Annotated in this window: 13 protein-coding genes; 2 read left to right on the forward strand and 11 right to left on the reverse strand. The window is 50.6% G+C overall.

Features of this window, described 5'->3' with window-relative positions; all coding sequences use genetic code 11:
- Positions 1-242 precede the first annotated feature (242 nt).
- Both JJU14_RS14450 and recQ read right to left on the reverse strand, forming a co-directional pair.
- Complete coding sequence (locus tag JJU14_RS14450; RefSeq protein WP_366914910.1) at positions 243-3137, reverse strand: EAL domain-containing protein; 2895 nt, start codon at positions 3135-3137, stop codon at positions 243-245.
- Between the two features lie 54 nt (positions 3138-3191).
- Entirely contained in the window at positions 3192-5006 is a 1815-nt protein-coding gene (recQ, locus tag JJU14_RS14455) for a DNA helicase RecQ (protein WP_228614411.1), read from the reverse strand.
- Positions 5007-5133: 127 nt separating this feature from the next.
- Between recQ and JJU14_RS14460 the strand changes: the two genes are divergently transcribed.
- Complete coding sequence (locus JJU14_RS14460) at positions 5134-5586, forward strand: thioesterase family protein (protein ID WP_228614413.1); 453 nt, start codon at positions 5134-5136, stop codon at positions 5584-5586.
- A 63-nt stretch (positions 5587-5649) separates the two neighbouring features.
- A complete protein-coding gene (gene rarD, locus JJU14_RS14465; protein WP_228614414.1) occupies positions 5650-6555 on the forward strand; it encodes an EamA family transporter RarD in 906 nt (301 codons plus the stop codon).
- Here rarD and recG read toward each other — a convergent pair.
- From recG to JJU14_RS14510, 9 genes are all read right to left on the reverse strand, one after another.
- Positions 6552-8633 (reverse strand): ATP-dependent DNA helicase RecG, encoded by a 2082-nt coding sequence (recG, locus tag JJU14_RS14470; RefSeq protein WP_228614416.1) that lies wholly within the window; start codon positions 8631-8633, stop codon positions 6552-6554. The two genes, rarD and recG, sit on opposite strands and share 4 nt — an antisense overlap.
- Before the next feature lie 171 nt (positions 8634-8804).
- Positions 8805-9557: a transporter substrate-binding domain-containing protein gene (locus JJU14_RS14475; RefSeq protein ID WP_228614417.1), complete on the reverse strand. Its 753-nt coding sequence runs from the start codon at positions 9555-9557 to the stop codon at positions 8805-8807.
- An 80-nt stretch (positions 9558-9637) separates the two neighbouring features.
- The gene (locus JJU14_RS14480; RefSeq protein WP_228614419.1) at positions 9638-10426 is read right to left on the reverse strand and encodes a transporter substrate-binding domain-containing protein; all 789 of its coding nucleotides are present in this window, start codon (positions 10424-10426) and stop codon (positions 9638-9640) included.
- A gap of 45 nt (positions 10427-10471) precedes the next feature.
- A complete protein-coding gene (locus JJU14_RS14485; protein ID WP_228614422.1) occupies positions 10472-10864 on the reverse strand; it encodes a RidA family protein in 393 nt (130 codons plus the stop codon).
- A gap of 1 nt (position 10865) precedes the next feature.
- The gene (gene spoT, locus JJU14_RS14490) at positions 10866-12983 is read right to left on the reverse strand and encodes a bifunctional GTP diphosphokinase/guanosine-3',5'-bis pyrophosphate 3'-pyrophosphohydrolase (RefSeq protein ID WP_228614424.1); all 2118 of its coding nucleotides are present in this window, start codon (positions 12981-12983) and stop codon (positions 10866-10868) included.
- Positions 12984-13111: 128 nt separating this feature from the next.
- Positions 13112-13387: a DNA-directed RNA polymerase subunit omega gene (rpoZ, locus tag JJU14_RS14495; RefSeq protein WP_228614427.1), complete on the reverse strand. Its 276-nt coding sequence runs from the start codon at positions 13385-13387 to the stop codon at positions 13112-13114.
- A gap of 45 nt (positions 13388-13432) precedes the next feature.
- Positions 13433-14065 (reverse strand): guanylate kinase, encoded by a 633-nt coding sequence (gene gmk, locus JJU14_RS14500; RefSeq protein ID WP_228614429.1) that lies wholly within the window; start codon positions 14063-14065, stop codon positions 13433-13435.
- Between the two features lie 75 nt (positions 14066-14140).
- Positions 14141-14626 carry a DUF4442 domain-containing protein gene (locus JJU14_RS14505; RefSeq protein WP_228614431.1) on the reverse strand — a complete coding sequence of 162 codons (486 nt, stop codon included), beginning with the start codon at positions 14624-14626 and terminating at the stop codon, positions 14141-14143.
- Between the two features lie 388 nt (positions 14627-15014).
- On the reverse strand, positions 15015-15262 hold a 248-nt coding region (locus JJU14_RS14510), incomplete at its 5' end, for a hypothetical protein (RefSeq protein WP_228614432.1).

Genomic DNA, 15262 nt, shown 5'->3' on the forward strand with positions numbered 1-15262 from the left:
TTCAATAGAAAAGCCCTACACGATGTGTAGGGCTTTTTGCGTTGAAGCGCCTGACTCCGATCTATCCGCGAAGGCTGAGGCGCTCGTTCAGATCGACATCAACATGTTTGAGCGATAGCGAGTTGTTGTGGCGAGCCTGAAGGAGTGTTTCAGCCTGGAGCGACTGTGGACGCGGCCCCTTTTAAAAGGGGATTAAGAGTTGTGACAGGAGATATCGTGAGAGACTTTAATGGATCAATGAACTAGCCAAGTTGTTGATATGCCTCAGTCAACAGACATGGTTTACTAAAATGGTACCCCTGGAAAAAACTAACACCATAGTCCTTCATTAACTGATAGGTTTTCTCTGTTTCAATATATGGTGCTATCGGCTGGATACCCATGCTTTTTGCCATATCAACAATGCAGCGCACGATTGCCATATTCAATGGCTCACTGGTTAACTTGCGCATGATATTGGCATCTATTTTTAGGTAGTCGAGTGGTAAATGTTTTAATAAACTGAAAGTGGATAGCCCGCTGCCAAAATTATCGAGACAAATAAGGCAGCCCAGCTCACGGGCTTTGTTGATAAAGCTTACTGTACCTGACAAGAACTCGACAGCGACGTATTCATCGATTTCAAAACATATGCTGTTTGCATTAAGCTGATAGTGCCGCAATCTGTCCGAAATAAAGTCGATGAAGTCGGGATCAGCAATGGATGCTGCTGAAATATTCAGATGACTGCAAGCTGTTTTATTCAGTTCCGCTTGATGTTGATAGAGCCAAGCAAAGTAATGCTCAACTACCCAACGGTCAATGCGCTGAGTGAGATTGGCTTTGCGTGCAGCTGGCATAAAGTTAACAGCGGGTATCAGGTGACCGGCATCTGCTTTGTAGCGTAATAATACCTCGTAACGCGCTTTCCCTGAAGAAGACTCTTGCTGGATATATTGCAGGTTGAGCACAAATTTATTGTCATTTAGTGCTTCACGCACCTTATTTTCCCACAGAGAATGCTCCGTGTGTGCCAACGTTTGCTCAGAGGCATCTTGATACATGTGGATACGATTGTAACCCTTATTTTTAGCTTGCTGACAGGCCTGGGCGACCATCTGTAAAGCTTGGCTTGCATCGCCATCATTTGGTGTCATGTTGAGAACACCAATACTGATATGAATACGAAAAATATGTTCCTGCCAGATAAAACGAAACCCTCGTAACTCATCCAGTAACCGGTAGGACTGAATAAAAGCTTCCTGTGACCCTTTATTTGGTAAATATGCGACAAAAGTATCCGCTGACAGCCGAGCTAAAGGTTGAGTCGTTAGTTCTTGTTGTAGTTTCGCGGCCACCTGGCGCAGTAGAGCATCCCCTGCTGCTTGTTCGCACTGCTCATTGATACGTTTGAAATCAATCAGGTCTATTTGCAATAGAGCTCCGGACTCATTTGCCGACAGCGATTGTTGCAACAGTGCGGCGAAGGATGATTGATTCAACAAGCCTGTGAGGTTATCAAGCTCATTGAGCTGTTGTTGGCGAAGTTTTGCATAGGCCTCTTCGCTAAGAGGTGTTAGCCTGCCGCATATAAGCTTTTCTTCTGCTCCTTGCATGGCCACATACTCAGCAGTAACAGCTACTAGAGCTCCAACACCATGCTCGCCAAAGAGCTGCATCACTACCGGAGCTTCCTGTTGAATTGCCTTCGGATAAAGTAATGGCCAGTCCGGTAAGATTGTTTCCAGCAACAGCAGCCTAGCCCGAGCCGCTTGCTCCGCTGAGGGTGCAAGGCCGGTGATATCATAAAATCGGCTGTTGGCTTGCAACAGCTGACCGTTTGCAGAGGCCACAAAAATGGCTTCATTAGATTGCTGAAAGAATAGTTGGCCGAAGTTTTGTTGGTTTAGGGTGGAAGCACTAGCGTACTCCGTATAGTCGGCTGATTCTTGGTGATGCGCAAAATGATAACTGATAAATGCCATGCTGACGATCAGACTTGCTAGAAGTGCTTGGTTCCACAGCAATGGCAGTTGCAGCAAGCCAAACTCAGAGACCATCAGCAAGCCGCCGCACAAGAGTAAACACAACCAAGCCAGTGCAAAAAATCGTGCTGTGATATGGCCTTGTAAGAAGTGTGCAAATGAAACAAATGAATTGCTGATAAGAACAGTTAAAGAACACACCAGCAGGAGCTGGACGCGTAATTGGCCATCGGCAAATAATGGACTAAATAGCAAAATTAAGCTCAGCAACTGATTAACCATAAATAACCAACGCCAAGGCAGTCGTCGGAACGATGACAGTGCCAGGTAGGTAAATTGATTCAGGCACAACAGGGTCAAGCCGGACAAAACATATAGAATGGCAGAGTTGATCTCGGGTTGATTGGGCCAAAGGTGGGCAAAGGCCTGGCCACTTAAGGTCGCAATCACCATGGAAAGGCTTAGATAACAACCTGCTTGATAGAGGTACAGCAGACGTTGTCTTCGCATTAATAAATAGCAATTGTATAAAACCAGCGCGAGTAGTAAACCTTGGATGATACCTTCGATCAGACTGAGCTGGGTTTGCGCTGCATTAAAGTACTCCTGCTGCCATAAGTTAAGTTGCAGTGGCACTAAGCCTGCATCTTTGATCTTCAGGAAAATATCAATTTCCTGAGATGGCTCAAGTGTCAGTGGAAAAGCAAAGCTTGGGTAGGGTAACAGGCGCTCAACAAAAGGATAGTCACTACCCGTATGATACTGTTGCAATAAGCGCTGTTGCTGACGGTCAAACAATACTTTTGTCACCTGATCGGCCAGCGGGAAATCGTAATGGATTATCGTGTTAAGCGAGCCTTCGCCTGAGTATCGTAGCCGGACAAACAGCCAAACAACTTCGCCGGGTTCAATCTGAGCTTTTTGTTGATCTTCCACGAGCTGAAAAGCATGGTGAAGGGCTGGGTTTAACAGAAAGTCTTCCACCTCGACATTGTCATCGGTGATCTGAAAATACAAGGTGTCACGCAGTGATAGTTGCTCAAGGTGCTGATCAATTACTTGGCTTTTGGCATAATGCGCCTGGCTGATGCAAGAGAACAGCATGCAAAAAAGAATCACCGCAATACGTGCAATCAAAGCATCCCTCTCTGAATAAATCCTGCGCAAGCTCATCTTAAAGTTATCTGAGCTTCAGGTCTATCTTTGCTCAGTGTTATCACACTTTTATCATGATAAGAGTTTGCCTGAGTCTGGCTCATGCGCCAGATAAGCTCCAATCTCCGCTAAGAAGGTGGCACCATAGCGACTGAGCTTGGTGAGGCCGACACCGCTGACTTGGAGCATGGAGTGCTCATTCTCTGGTAAACACTGGCACATATCGATCAAGGTTGCATCACTGAACACCATGAAAGGCGCGATATCTTCTTGTTCTGCCAATTGCTTGCGTAGCCGTTTTAAGCGGGCGAACAGCACCTTGTCGTAGTTCTGTGGTTTGCGTTTGTCTTTGCTGCTGCTGGCGTGCAGGCGCGGTACTGCCAATTGCAAAGGCTGTTCGCCCCGCAAAACTGGCCGGGCCGCAGGCTGCAACTTTAAGGCGGCATGTTGTGTGATATCTTGTTGTAAAAAACCAAAATGCACCAGTTGGCGCAAGATGCTAAGCCAGAAATCATGGCTGTAATCCTGGCCTAGCCCCCAGGTGGATAGTTGGTGATGGCCGTATTGCTGCACTTTTTGGCTGTTGCTACCGCGTAATACCTCAATCACATGCCCCATACCGAAACGTTGCCCAACTCGGTATACGCACGATAATGCTTTTTGTGCCAGCTCGGTACCATCAAATTGCTTGGGGGGGGACAGGCAAATATCGCAGTTGCCGCAGGGCGTTTGCCGGGCTTCACCAAAGTAGTTGAGAAGTACTAAACGGCGACAGGTCTGGGCTTCAGCAAAGGAAGCCATGGCAGAGAAGCGCTGCCGGGCTACGCGGGCGCGCTGTTCGTTCTCTTCCTGATCTATCCAATGATAGATGCGGGCTACATCGGCAGGATCAAACAGCGTAAGAGCTTCGGCTGCCACGCCATCGCGACCGGCCCGTCCGGTTTCCTGATAGTAGGATTCGATGGTGCGGGATAGCTCGTAGTGGACTACGAAACGGATATTGGATTTATTGATGCCCATACCGAATGCGACGGTAGCAACGATGACCTGAATATCATCGCGTTGAAAAGCATCCTGCACTCGGTTGCGGCTTTCGGAGTCCATACCTGCATGATAAGCGGCGGTACTAAAGCCTCTCTCCAGAAGTTGGCTGGCCAGTTCATCCACTTTACGTCTTGAATTACAGTAAACCACACCACTTTGGCCATCCTGTTGTTTTAAGTAGCTGACTAGCTGCTCCAGCGGCCGAAACTTTTCCTGGATGGTATAACGGATGTTGGGTCGATCAAAGCTTCCAACGTACTCCTGGTGTTGCTGCAAACCAAGTTGATGCACAATATCCTGACGGGTAGCCGCATCCGCAGTAGCAGTCAGCGCCATAAGTGGCACCGTTGGGAAGCGCTCTTTGATAAGAGCTAGTGCCATGTAATCGGGCCGGAAGTCATGGCCCCACTGTGAGATACAATGGGCTTCATCAATGGCAAACAAGCTAACGCCAAGCTCAGTCAGCCGCTCCAGAAATTGAGGCTGTAATAAGCGCTCAGGGGCAACATACAGCAGTTTCAACTGCTGCTGTCGTAGCTTACCGTAAATGGTAAGCACTTCCTCTCGGCTCAGGCTGCTATTGATAAATTCAGCGGCAATGCCATTGGCTTTAAGTGCATCCACCTGATCTTTCATTAGAGACATCAGGGGGGATACGACCACTGTGACATGCGATAGCAACAAAGCCGGCAGTTGGTAACACAACGACTTACCACCTCCGGTTGGCATCAAAACAAAGCTATCCCGGCCAGCGAGGGCAGCATCTATCACTTCCAACTGCCCAGGGCGAAAGCTGCTGTAGCCAAAGTAAGTTTTCAGGTGCTGGAGTAGGGTATCGTGCACAGGGTTTCACAATTTGCCAATAAAGCGGCATTGTAATCAAAACAGGCGCTGCTGTCTGCATTCCTGCCCTTGCCTGGTAGGGGAAAGCCAGTTAGTCTTGGCAGGTCCAACCAGAAGAGCGCAGACCATGAAACATGCTGATTTATTGCCATTGATTGCCACTACCTTTGAACAGATGCCGTTTAATCAGCTGCTTGGCTTGAAAGTCACCCGCTTTGATCTGGAACAAGCGGAGGTTTGTTTTGACTGGTCTGAGCAATTCATAGGTAACCCGATGCAAAAAATCATGCATGGCGGTGTGATTGCCACAGTGCTGGATGTGGTGGGCGGTATCATGGCGGTATCTAGCGCACTGAGCCGTATGCAGGCCATCCAGCAAGATGAACTGTTCAGCCGATTGGGTAAGATGAGCACCATTGACATTCGTACCGATTACCTGCGCCCAGGCAGGGGGCAGCACTTTACTGCAACAGCGCGCGTGATTCGTAGTGGCAACAAAGTGGCGGTATGCCGGATGGAGTTGCACAATGACAGTGGGGTGCATATTGCGCTTGGAACAGGTACTTACTTAGTTGGTTAAATGCAGTCGTACTTGCTGAGCCTTTTGGTTAGAATGCAGGCCTGATTTCTAACAGGCTTGATCATGTCACTGACCCGTGAACAGAAGCTGGGTGGTCTGGCGGCCATCAGCGCCTATACCCTTTGGGGCATTGCTCCGCTTTATTTTAAGCAGATTGCTGAAATCCCATCACTGGAAATTCTGGTGCATCGCATTGTGTGGTCCTGCCTGCTGCTGTTACTTGTGGTAGTAGCTATAAGGCAGTGGACCCAGGTACAGGCGGTGCTAAAACAACCTAAATTGATGAGCTTATTGCTGCTTACCTCAGTGCTATTGGGTTTTAACTGGTGGTTGTTTATCTGGGCCGTGAATCAGAATCATATGCTGGATGCCAGCCTTGGTTATTACATCAACCCATTGCTAAATGTGTTATTGGGCATGGTGTTTCTGGGAGAGCGTTTGCGGCGCATGCAGTGGTTTGCCCTGGGGCTGGCTGCTTGCGCTGTGTTGTACCAAGTGCTGAGTTATGGAGCCTTTCCCTGGATAGCTCTGGCGCTGGCCGGTTCGTTTGCCATCTATGGCTTGTTGCGTAAAAAACTGGCAGTGAATGCCATCATTGGCTTGTTGCTGGAGTCTTTACTGTTGCTGCCACTGGCCGTCTGGTATTGGTGGTTTGTGGCAGACAGCTATGCCGTCAACCTGCTGCATAACAGCTGGGCGCTGAACCTGTGGTTGATGGCCGCCGCCTTAGTAACGACTGTGCCGTTACTGTGTTTTATAGCCGGAGCCCGACGCTTGCAGCTATCGACCATGGGGTTCTTTCAGTACATTGGCCCGAGTTTGATGTTTGTGTTTGGCGTCTGGCTGTATCAAGAGCCTTTGGCCCAAGAGCGCTTGATCACCTTTGCCGTGATCTGGACTGCCTTGCTGATCTACAGCCTGGATGCCTTGCATGCCAACCGAAAAGCTCGCCCCAAACGCTTAGTTTAAGCGTTAGCAAATTGTTCGCGATTGGGTAGCCAGCGCCGTAGCAGTTGCCTGCAGGCTGGTTGATGGTGCTGCCACAGCTCAGTAGCCAGCTGGCGGGCTGCAGGTAACAGGTACTCATCCCGTTCTAAATCCGCGATTTTAAGCTGGGCCAGCCCGGTCTGGCGGGTACCCAGTAACTCGCCAGGGCCGCGGATTTCCAGATCGCGCTGCGCAATAACAAAGCCATCGTTGCTGTCACGCAGTACGGCCAGCCTGGCCTGAGCTGTTTGTGATAAGGGGGCATGGTACAGCAGCACACAATGTGAGGCGGTACTTCCCCGGCCGACCCGACCGCGCAGTTGATGCAGTTGTGCCAGACCAAGTCGCTCTGGGTTCTCAATGATCATCAGACTTGCATTGGGCACATTGACACCGACTTCAATCACGGTGGTGGCCACCAGCACGTCCAACTCTCCCTGACTAAAGGCCTGCATCACCTGCTGTTTTTCTGCCGGCTTTAGGCGGCCATGTACCAGCCCAACACGTACATCAGGCAAGGACTCTTGCAAGGCAGCACAGCTTTGCTCGGCAGCCTGGCACTGCAGTACATCGGATTCTTCAATCAGGGTGCAGACCCAATATACCTGGCGCTGCTCTTCGGTCACCGAGGCCTGCACACGGTCAATCACTTGTTGTCGCCGGGTATCGGGGATTGCAACCGTGGTTACTGGTGTTCTGCCAGGAGGCAGTTCATCAATCACAGAGGTGTCCAGGTCGGCATAAGCCGTCATGGCGAGGGTACGCGGGATCGGCGTTGCCGTCATAATCAACTGGTGTGGGGCGCGACTGTCAATGCCACCTTTTTCGCGCAATGCCAGTCGTTGATGCACGCCAAAGCGGTGCTGCTCATCAATAATCACCAGCGCCAGTTGATGAAAATGCACATCCTGCTGAAACAGCGCATGAGTACCAATCACCATGGCTGCATCGCCGCTTTGGATCAGCTGCAATTGTTGTTGCCTGGCTTTGCCTTTGCTCTTGCCGCCCAGCCAGGCTACGGTCAGCCCCAGGGGCTCGAACCATTGACGGAAGTTCTCGGCATGCTGCTCTGCCAGTAGTTCGGTCGGCGCCATCAAAGCCACTTGATATCCGGCAGCAATCACTTGCAAGGCGGCCAGAGCCGCCACCAGGGTTTTGCCTGAACCCACATCGCCCTGTACCAGGCGTAGCATCGGCACCGCTTTGGCGAGATCGATGTGGATCTCTGCCACCACCCGCTGTTGCGCTGCTGTCGGCTCAAAGGCCAGTTGCTGCAAAAAGTGGTGGATAAGGGGGCTGTCCGGCTCCGGCACAGCAATGCCTTGCTGCGCCTGGCATTGCTGTCGTAGCTGAAACATGCTGATTTGCTGCGTGGTCAGCTCCTCTAAGATCAGTCGTTGCTGTGCCGGGTGCTGGCCCTGCTCCAGTTGCTCTAAGCTGGCATCCGGTGGCGGCCGGTGCAAGTACAGCAGCGCATCGGTTAATGTCCAGCCCTGCTGGCCATGGGCTGGCAAGAACTCCTGTGGACTGAAGCGTTGCAGGTAACCCAGTGCCAATTCGGTCAGATTGCGCCAACTGGCTTGTTTTAGGCCTTCAGTACTAGGGTAGATTGGGGTCAAGCTTTCTGCCACTGTGATGTCGTCTGTTCCCAGCACTACTTTGTATTCAGGATGCATCATCTCCAGGCCCCGCAAACCACGCCTGGCTTCACCAAAGCAGCGCAGTTGCACCCCAGGGCTGACCGCTTCTTTTTGTGCGGCACTGAAATGAAAAAAGCGTAACGTCATGCTGCCGCTGTGATCACGCAGTTTGACCAGCCAGGAGCGTCGCTTGCCAAACTGGATTTCACTGCTCTGTACCGTAGCCAGGATAGTGGTATGCATACCAGGTAGTAAGTCGGCAATGGCGCAGACCCGGGTACGGTCTTCGTAACGAAGAGGCAAATGAAACAGAATATCCTGCACACTATGGATACCCAGCTTCTGCAGACGCTCGGCCATTTTGCTGCCAACGCCTTTGAGCTGAGTAATGGCCAGATTATCCAGTTGTGTTGCTGCCACTCAGAAAGCCCTTGTTGTTACTCAATTGTGTCAGTGTACCTTGGCTGGCCAGGAAAAGGCCAGTAATACAGCTTGTTAAGGCTGGATAGTCCTTGTTGGCAGAGCACGTAGAGAAGCGGGTAAAGTGCACTGAAGTGTCATGCTTTGCCGTCATTTAAAAAACGGCAGGTTTTAGTTGTCGGTGAATGAATCCATCAAACCGTCAGCTATCATTGATGCAATGGCTTGTTCTAAGCGTGCTTTGAGATGTGCATGAGGGCTGGCTTTGGATAATGCTAAATGCATAAAATGAGGTTCTGCCTCCTCAAAGGATAAGCTGGCCAGTTTAAGCTGATCTTGATATTCTGGCTTGTCATGAGTCCGGCGGTAGAAATAATCCGCATCGGTAACTAAGGCATCTCCCCGATTCATTAACAGCATCTGCAGCCCGATATCAATCGAGTCGACGACAATACTGCGTGGGTGTCTAGCAATGATATTAATCATCTCGCTGTGGTAAGTATAACCGCGAATAACTATCAGGTTGAGGCGATTCAGTTCTGCAAGCGTGGTGATATCCGGACTGTCTTTATGCAATACCAGTATTTCCGCTTGGGCTTCTGCAAAAGGGAGCATAAACATAAAACGCTCGCGCTCAGCGCTCGTCTTTAGTCTTACCATCAGATCGGTTTTGCCTTGCTCCATCAGTCTGACGCAGCGGGCAAAGGGAGTATTGGGGCTAAAGCGAAGCTGAATATCGGCCCGCCGGGCCAGCTCGAACATAAAATCGACCGTGGGGCCATAAGGTGAGCCTTGATCAGGGTAATGATGACGGTTTGGGTAATCATCCAGGCACCATTCCAGTTCTGGCAGTGTAGCCTGAGCAGCTGTAGCATAAACTGCGACAAACCAAAGGGTCGCAGCGAACAAACAGTCTTTCAGCATAATGATACACCTGAGATAGTCTGGTTTTAGCATAGCAAACAACCATCTCTCAGAGGAAGTATTTGATACCAATGAATGTTTCAGGGATTGGAAGTGGGAGCTGGCAATGCATGGAAATAGCGATGTACCAGATCGTCGGCAACCATCGACTCTATGGCTGTGGCTAAGCGAGCTTTAACATGGGCATTTGGGCTGGTTTTGGATAAACCCAGGTGCACAAAACGCGGTTCACTCAGCTGGAAAGAGAAGCTGGCTGTTTTGAACTGGCCATGATAACGCGGATTGCTTTGAATGTGGTTGCGCGAGCTTTGTACCGGGGCCAGCAAGGCATCGGCCCGGTTGAGCAGTAACATATTGAGTCCTGAATCCAGCGAGTCCACTTCGATGGTTTGTTGGTGACGGGCAATAATATTCAGAATATCGGCATTGTAGGTATAGCCACGGATCACCATCAGGCTCAGATGACTTAGTTCGGCGACAGACCAGATATCAGGGCTTTCCTGGCGCAGTAATACCACCTCAGGCCGGGCATGATCATAGGGGATCAGATGCATATACTGCGCGCGCTCCGAGCTAGCGTTAAGGCTGGTCATGACATCGGTTTTGCCTTGTTCCATCATGCGTAGACAGCGTGCGAAGGGCGTACTGGGGCTAAAGCGCAGCTGTACACCAGCGCGCTTAGCCAATTCTTGCATAAAATTAACGGTAGGGCCGTAGGGGTTACCGTGCTCGGGATAGTGATGGCGGTTGGGAAAATCATCCAGGCACCATTCAAGCTCTATGGGTTCAGCGGCCGGAGGCGCTGCTTGCAGCGACACCGGCAGAAGAAAACCAATCAGTAAAGCAAAGGTGGTGCGGATTCCTGTCATCTTCAGGCGTACCTTTGATGGTAGCAGCGCAGGGCTGCCAGTTACTTAGTAAGTGGAAGGAACTTCCATCACGCCATCGATCTCAATTTGAGCACCGCGTGGCAGGGCGCTGACCTGAACTGCAGCTCTGGCCGGATAGGGCTCGTTAAAATACTGGCTCATAATGCTATTAACCGTGGCGAACTGACTTAGGTCGGTCAGAAAAATATTTACCTTGACCATATCATTCAGACAACCACCCGCAGCGTCGCACACAGCCTGCAGGTTTTTAAATACCTGATGGGTTTGTTCGCTAAAGTCTTCGGACACCATCTCCATGCTCGCCGGAACCAGTGGGATCTGACCGGATAAATAGACAGTGGTGCCAATTTTCACGGCCTGGCTGTAGGTGCCAATTGCCGCAGGAGCTGCATCGGTACGGATAATGACTTTGGACATCTTACTTCCTTCTGTAAATTTTCTGCACATCTGGCATTACGCGGATTTTCCGCATTACATTGGCCAGATGCACCCGGTCGCGAACCGACAGGGTAATGTTAATAATGTATTCACCGGTATCCCGATCATCGGTCGCCAAATCCTGAATATTGGAGTCTTGCGAGGCGATGAGAGCCGTTAGCTTCGCCAGCACGCCCTGGCGATTGATAATGTAAACCCGGATATCGCACAAAAAGTGCTTGTCCTGGGTTTGATCCCAACGAACCGGGAAGTACTTGGCTGGATCTTTTTCCCAGCCTTTAATATTACGACAATCGCTACGATGCACGTTCAGGCCTTTACCTGGTGAGGCATTGGCCACAATGGGATCGCCAGGGATGGGGCGACAGCATTTGGCAAAGGTCAGCAACATGCCTTCGGAGCCAACAATCACAGCTTTGCTGTGGCTTTGCTCCTGCGTTGGTACCGCATCATCCGGTGTATCGAAATCGCCAAGCAAGCGGCGGGCAATGGCGATAGGCAGCTGGTTACCGAGGCCAATTTCTACTGCCAGTTCATCCATCGATTTTTGCCGCGCGCTTTGCAGCACCTGCTCGACACGATCGGGAGCGATATCTGCCAGTTTGACATCGCCGAGTGCAGAGTTCAGCAAGCGATAACCTAAGCTGGTCGCTTCACTTAGCTGCTGTTTCTTCAAATAGTTACGAATACCCAAAATGGCGCGGCTGGTTACCACATAGTTCAGCCAGTTGGCGTTGGGTTTACCGCCCGGGCTGGTGATGATTTCAACCGTCTGACCAGTTTCCAGTGGCCGGCTGAGCGGGTAAGGCTTGCGATCAACCCGGGCACCGACACAGCGATTGCCGACATCGGTATGTACCGCGTAGGCAAAATCGACTGCAGTGGCATCAATCGGCAGTTCAATGATACGGCCCTTGGGGGTAAAGACATAGAGTTCGTCCGGGTACAGCTCGGATTTGACGTTCTCGACAAACTCATGGGTGGAACCGGCACTTTGCTGCAGCTCCAGCAGGCTTTGCATCCAGCGTCTGGCCCGGATTTGTGCGGTGGTACCGCTGTGCTCACTGCCGGCTTTGTACATCCAGTGAGCGGCAATGCCCTTATCAGCCATTTCATCCATCTCAGAAGTACGGATCTGGATTTCCACCGGGATGCCGTGCGGGCCAATCAGTGAGGTGTGCAGCGACTGATAGCCATTTTGCTTTGGAATGGCGATGTAGTCTTTAAAGCGAATTTCAATCGGCTTGTACAAATTGTGCACCACACCTAAGGTGCGGTAACAGTTGTCGATGCTCTGTACGATGACCCGAAAGGCATAAATGTCCATGACATCATTGAACATCCGCTCTTTGTTTTTCATCTTCTGGTAGATGCTGTACAGATGTTTTTCGCGGCCGGACACCTCGGCTTCAATACCGGCATCAGCAATGCGGCTGCTGATTTCGCCTTTGACCTTTTCCAGCAATTCACGACGATGACCACGCGCCTGTTGCACCGCCGATTGCAGCGCACGGTAGCGCATTGGGTACAAGGCTTTGAACCCGGAGTCTTCCAGTTCATTTTTAATGTTGTGAATGCCAAGCCGGTTGGCAATAGGGGCATAGAGCTCAAGGGTTTCGCGGGCGATACGACGGCGCTTTTCTGGTCGCAGGGCGCCAATGGTACGCATATTGTGCGTCCGGTCAGCCAGTTTGATCAGGATCACCCGGATATCCTGCGTCATCGCCATAAACATTTTTTGCAGGTTGGTAACTTCAAATTCCTGATAGTCTTTGAATTTGACTTTATCCAGCTTGCTCACACCCTGTACTAGCTCGGCAACGGTATTGCCAAAGCGCTCGGCCAGATCTTCTTTGCTGAACGGAGTGTCTTCAATCACATCATGCAGCAAGGCGGCCATCAGGGTTTCATGATCCATCCGCATATCGGCGAGGATGCTGGTGACGGCCACTGGATGAGTAATGTAAGGTTCGCCGCTGGAGCGCATTTGCGGGGCATGCGCTTCTCTGGCCAGCAGGTAAGCTTGCTGGATCTGCGCCACCTGGTCGGTGGGCAAGTACGCTTGAATTTGCTGCTTTAAACCTTCAAACAAATACACCTGAACCCCCCATACAGCATCAGGACAAACCAGCGAAGATGCTTCTTACTGCATTTATATCAGAATCGGGCGGTGTTGAGTAGGTTGCCAGCAGCAAAAACGCCGCTGGCAGGCAAGAAATGAGGGTTTTATTCGTCGCCGCCGATGATGGCTGCCACAGCGGCCATTTCAGTCGCTTCTTGTTGCATTTGATCCTGACGCTGCTGCTGGTCCAGAATGGACTCGGTGATCAGGCCTTGTTCAATTTCACGCAGGGCAATGACGGTGGCTTTGTCATTTTCCCACTCTACCAGCGGATCTTTGCCTTCGACAGAGATTTGACGGGCACGGCGGGCTGCGACCAGGATCAGGTCAAAGCGGTTGCCAATTTTATCCACTGCATCTTCAACGGTTACGCGAGCCATTCGCTACTCCAAGTCAACAAGTTGTGCAAGACCGGCTAGTATACGCTAATCCGTTGACTTCGCCAACAGTTGATCCAGCAGATCCTGTTGCCGCTGTTGTTGCCGGATAAGACGGTTGCGCTGACACAGCACGATGGAGCGCAGCTCCAGCAAGGCTTGCTGAAAATCATCGTTCACAATCAGATAGTCGTATTCATCGGCATGGCTCATTTCATCCTGTGCCTTGCTCATGCGCCCGGCAATGATGTCGGCGCTGTCCTGGCCACGACTTTGTAGCCGTTGCTGCAGCACACTCAGGCTGGGAGGCAGAATAAAGATACCAATAGCATCAGGCAGTTGCTGGCGGATCTGGCGGGCTCCCTGCCAGTCGATATCCAGAAACACATCGATGCCCTGTTGCAGGGTGTGCTCAAGCGTCGTGCGGGAGGTACCGTAGTAATTGCCAAACACCTCCGCCCATTCCAGAAACTCACCGGCTTCAATACGGGCTTTAAAATCATTCACCTTGACGAAATGATAATGCACGCCGTTTTGCTCACCAGGGCGTGGTGATCGGGTCGTGTGCGAGACGCTGACCTGCATATCGGCATGCTGCGCCAGCAGCGCCTGGATCAGGCTGGATTTACCGGCCCCGCTCGGGGCCGATACGATGAATAAATTTCCGGTAACCTGTGCCATCTGTCTGTCCTGCGGCAATAAAACAGCAATTTTACGTTGCCAGAGCGCTGGCTGCAAATGCTGCGATAAGCGCAATTATTTTTTGGCGGGTTTGGCTTTGACCGACAAGGTAAGGGTAAAGGTTGCCATCGGCTCATCCCCATGCAGGCTGGGGCAAGTCACCACCACCGACACCGGGCGGTTGATGCGCTCACCGGTGGCCAGGGATTCATCAATCATCTGATCAATCACATCGCCATCGTGGCTGGTAAAATGCACTTTGGCTTCGGGGCGCTTTAAAAAACTACCCTGCACATCTTTAAAGGCAAAATTGGCATTCACGCCCCGGGCTTTAGCTTTGGTAAAGACCAAAAACGCCCCCGCCAAATCCGCACCAATGGCCAAAGCACCAAAATAAATGCTGCCCAAATGGTTTTTGGTGCGCCAGGTATGTGGCATGGTCACTTCCAGCGTTGTGCTGTCCATCCGCACGATTTTCGGCGAGCAAAAACCAATCAGCGGAATGTACCGCCAGGCAAAGAATTTCAAGCCCCAGTTGGCTTTACGAAGGGAAATGGCCATCTTGCTACTCCAAACTATGTATCGGGCCAGCTTATACTGGTCAGACCATGAAGGCAAGGGGTTGCGGGTGACCTGCCAGCAAGGTCTTATCCTTGAAGTAAGCTGAGCACAAAACTCAGCCCAGGAGCGGCTTGATTTTGTTTGATGAGGCGAATGGTACTGGTATTCGCCTCATGGTGTGAGCAGAATGAAAAGTGTCAGCACCGCATTGAAATAGTAAGCTGCTGATTAACGCTGCTATTCAATATTCTGGATCTGTTCGTCGCTAATTTTAAAATAGACAATTAAATTAGGTGGTTGAAACATAATAATGAAGGTTTATTGAGTCTTACCCACCTTTTTACCCCCCACCTGCTTTTTGCTTACTTATAGCGTGATTCCTTTGCGGCTAAGTGGCTAGAAACACAGCAATACAAAGAGATACAGCATTGTTCGCTACTTTGAGCTTTAGAATAGCAGCTGAAATGGTCTCAGTTAAGACGGCCTCAGTATTATTCGTAATATACGCAAAGGTAAAGGTTTGGTAGCTTCCAGCTAATTGGCCTATCTCAGAAGAATTTATCGCGAATACTGTATTTTTTAATTCATATATATATACTGTATATACACGTGAAGGTGTGGAGCTAATGAGTGGCT

This window comes from Alkalimonas sp. (assembly GCF_020831925.1).
In the GTDB taxonomy this organism is placed as follows: domain Bacteria; phylum Pseudomonadota; class Gammaproteobacteria; order Enterobacterales; family Alteromonadaceae; genus Alkalimonas.